This is a genomic window from Chitinimonas sp., from assembly GCF_041904975.1.
Classification (GTDB): Bacteria; Pseudomonadota; Gammaproteobacteria; order Burkholderiales; family Chitinimonadaceae; genus Chitinimonas.
The window spans coordinates 1-3744 of the sequence record NZ_JAYRLZ010000357.1 but is presented as its reverse complement, the minus strand read 5'-3'; the positions used below and the strand labels follow the sequence as shown (position 1 = coordinate 3744).

General features: G+C 60.8%; 3 protein-coding genes. All 3 read right to left on the bottom strand.

All coding sequences use genetic code 11. From position 1 onward, the window contains the following. Positions 1-1224, bottom strand: a 1224-nt coding sequence (locus ACE3OH_RS20700) for a mannose-1-phosphate guanylyltransferase/mannose-6-phosphate isomerase (protein WP_374357637.1), incomplete at its 3' end; no start/stop codon positions are given. Positions 1225-1276: 52 nt separating this feature from the next. After that, the gene (locus tag ACE3OH_RS20695; RefSeq protein WP_374357634.1) at positions 1277-2605 is read right to left on the bottom strand and encodes an aminotransferase class I/II-fold pyridoxal phosphate-dependent enzyme; all 1329 of its coding nucleotides are present in this window, start codon (positions 2603-2605) and stop codon (positions 1277-1279) included. Continuing rightward, positions 2602-3744, bottom strand: a 1143-nt coding sequence (locus tag ACE3OH_RS20690; RefSeq protein WP_374357631.1) for a KR domain-containing protein, incomplete at its 5' end; no start/stop codon positions are given. The genes ACE3OH_RS20690 and ACE3OH_RS20695, both read right to left, overlap by 4 nt.

Here is a 3744-nt window from a genome sequence, read left to right as displayed (position 1 = left end):
CATGCCGCTGACCACGATCCAGTGTTCGCTGCGATGGTGGTGCATCTGCAGGCTGAGACTGGCCCCCGGCTTGACCTCGATGCGCTTGATCTTGTAACGGCTCCCCTCTTCCAGCACCGTGTAGGTGCCCCAAGGGCGGTGCACGGTGCGGTGCAGCTTGTAGGTTTCATGACCGCGCGCTTTCAACTCAGCATAAACGTGCTTGACGTCCTGCGAGCATGCCTTGTTGGCGACAAGTAGAGCATCTGGCGTATCGACGATGATCAGATCGCTGACGCCGACGACGCCGACCAGGCGCTCATCGCTGCGAATCGAGCAGTTGGTGACGTTGTGCAGCAGGGCCTCACCATCGACGCGGTTGCCGTTGCCGTCGGCGGCCGTCAGGTCACCCAGCGCAGACCAGGAGCCGATGTCGCTCCAGCCGAGGTTACACGGCACGACAGCGACACGACTGGATTTTTCCATGACGGCATAGTCGATGGAGTCTTCTGGCACCTCGCCGAAAGTTTGGGCATCGAGTTCGCTGTGTGTGAAGCCCTTGCCTTCCGCACGGCGGGACTGGGCGAGGCAGGCACGCACGGCTTCGAGGATGGCCGGGCAATGCTGCTGCATTTCCTCAACCATGGTGCTGACCTTGAAGCAGAACATCCCGGAGTTCCAATAGAAACGGCCAGAGGCGACGTATTCGGCGGCGGTCTGGGCGTTCGGCTTCTCGACAAAGCGCTTGACCCGGTGGCCATCGGCTTCGATATAGCCGTAGCCGGTTTCCGGCGCGTCGGGCTGAATGCCGAAGGTGACCAGATTGCCTTCGCTGGCCAAGGCGGTGGCGCTTTCAACGGCTGCTGCGAAGGCGGCCTGGTCGGCGATCAAGTGATCGGCGGCAAGGACGAGCAAGGTGGCTTCCGGCTCCTTTTCGGCGACCAGCAAAGCGGCAGCGGCCACCGCGGCGGCCGTGTTGCGGCCGAAGGGTTCGAGAAGGAAGGAGGTCGGCAGGCGGCCGGCGTTGACTTCGCGGAATTCGTCTTCGGTCTTGAAGAAAAATTCGCGGTTGGTCACGGTGAGCACCTGAGAGACGCCGGCCAGTTGAGCACCGCGCAGAAAGGCTTTTTGCAGCAGGCTTTGGCCGTCCGCCAGGCGAATGAAAGGCTTGGGGTGCGATTCGCGAGAAACGGGCCAGAGGCGGGAACCCGCACCGCCACAAAGGATCACTGGAATTAGAGACATTGTCTGTTACTTGATGAATGAAAGAAATTCGGAATTGGCATACTCAAAAACATTAAATCTTGGCCCGTAGCGATGACAAAGCCATGTCGATCTGCGCTTGCGTATGGGTAAGGCTCATGAAGAAACGCAGACGTGCTGCACGTTCCTCTACCGCCGGGTGAATGATGGGTTGAACATTGATGCCCTGCTCAAACAGCTGTTGCGAGAGCTTGGTCGCTTTCAGCGAACTGCCGATGATGGCCGGGATGACGGCGTAGCCCTTCGAGTGGCCGGTATCGACACCCAGCTTGCGCGCTTGTTTGAGAAAATAACCGGCCCGTTCGCGCAGGCCGGCGACGCGTTCCGGCTCGGCGAGCATGATGCAGATGGCTTCGAGTGAGGCAGCGGCCATGGCCGGCGCGATGCCGACACTGTAGACAAAACCTGACGCGGCGTATTTGAGGTGCTCAACGAGGGCCCTTTCCCCAGCAATGTAGCCTCCGCAGCCGGCAAAAGCCTTGCTCAAGGTTCCCATCCAGATATCGACAGCATTAGCAGCCACGCCGTAGTGCTCGCGGATGCCGCGACCGGTGTTGCCCAGCACACCCAGCGAATGTGCTTCATCCACCATCAGGAAGGCCTTGTAGCGCTGCTTGATGTCGATGAAGCGCGGCAGATCCGGGATGTCGCCATCCATGCTGTAAAGGCCTTCGACAACGATCAGCGTGCGTTCGAAATTGCCACGTAGTTCGGTCAGGACACGCTCCAGCGATTCCGGGTCGTTGTGGTTGAAGGCACGACGCGTGGCACCGGAGAGCCTGATGCCTTCGAAAACGCTGTTATGAATCAGACTGTCGTGGACGATCAGATCCTTGGGGCCGAATAGCGTTGCAATGGTGGTGACGTTGGTGGCATGGCCGCTGACGAAGACGATGCAGTCGTCGACTTCGTAAAGGCCGGCAATCGCTTCTTCGAGTTCACGCTGGATCGGGCGCTCGCCTGCCACCAGACGGCTGGCCGAGGCCGATGTGCCATAACGGTCGATTGCCTCTTTCGCCGCCTGGTTGACCCGCGGGTCGCCTGACAAACCCAGGTAGTTGTAGCTGGAGAAGTTGATGTAGGGCTTTCCACCAATGATGGTGGTGGCATCGGCCACACCATCGTGCATCCTAAAATACGGATTCTCGATGCCGAGTTTGCGGGCTGCCGCTTGTGGAATAGCGACCTTCTCATAGCCGGGGAATTGGTCGAAACGGCAGAACTTTTCCGGTATTTGGGCGAAATTCGGCGACGACCGTGGGATCGCACCCGCTCCCTCAGGCTGACTGTTGCGCCGGGCCAGGAAGCGCTTGACGAGTTGCTCCTTGGCGTTACCGACGAGGCCGAAGTTTTGCTTGCTCATGCGCTTGTCTGCTTCTTCTGGATATCGGCCAGGGCCGCATCGATAATTTCTTGCGACACCGCTTCTCCGTGCTGGGCGGCCATGCCGTGGGCGATAGCAGCCAGGTTGTTGGCGTCATCGTCTGCGCCATCCGTCGTAGCCCGGCGCTCCATAATGCGTGCCGTCACCCGTTCAACCGTTGGGCCTTCGTTCAGCAGCATGGCCGGCACCTGGATGCCGAAGCGTTTTTCCAGGCTGAGGGCCAGTTCGACACCCATCAGCGAATCCAGGCCCAAATCATGCAGCGAGCGGGCCGGGTCGATACGCTCCGCGCTCACGGCGAGAATCTGCGCCACCTCCTGGGTTACCAGTTGGGCAACCAGCGTCTGCACCTCACTGGCCGATTTGCCCTCGATCATTGTCTTGAAGTCATCCAGGCTCTCGGCTCCAGCCGACGCATCGGCACCATGCCGGCGCAGGCTGTTGAAACGTGGCCCCTGGGCCGACGGCAAAAGGCGGGCTAGTGCAGAAAACTGGAAATCGGCGATCGCCACATTGGACTGGGGCGCAGCCAAAGCCAGCCCGAGCATGCGCAAGGCTCCCTCGGCACTCAGCGGCTCGGCACCAAGGCGACTGGCCAGGCTGTCCTTGACTGCCTGGTTGCGGGTCAGATAACCGGCGTCGCCGATCGGCCCCCAGCCGATGCAGGTCACCGGCAGTCCTTCCGCCCGACGCAGCACAGCCAGCCCTTCCAGCCAGGCGTTGCCGGCGACGTAATTGGCCTGCCCCGGGTTGCCGATGAAGGTGGTTACTGACGAATAGAGCATGAAGTGATCAAGCGGCAGCTTGTGGGTGAGTTCATGAAGGTCCCACGCCCCCTTGATTTTGGGGAGCAGCACGCGGTCCATACGTTCGGGATCGAGGTTGGCCATCAGCGCATCGTCGATCACCATGGCGGCATGGAATACCCCCTTCAGCGGCAGGATATCCGGATGCCCAAGGGCTTCTGCCAGAGAAGCCCGATCTGCCACGTCACAGGCAAGCACGAGTACCTGGGCGCCAAGGGCACGTAAGCTGGCAACAGCCTCGTCACGGCCAGGTGTCGACGCACCGCGCCGGCTGAGCAGGACCAATTGACCAGCACCATGGCGGGCCAGCCA

Coding starts and splice junctions, on each gene's coding strand:
- ACE3OH_RS20695 (WP_374357634.1), bottom strand. CDS start 2,605: ATGAGCAAGCAAAACTTCGGCCTCGTCGGTAACGCCAAGGAGCAACTC.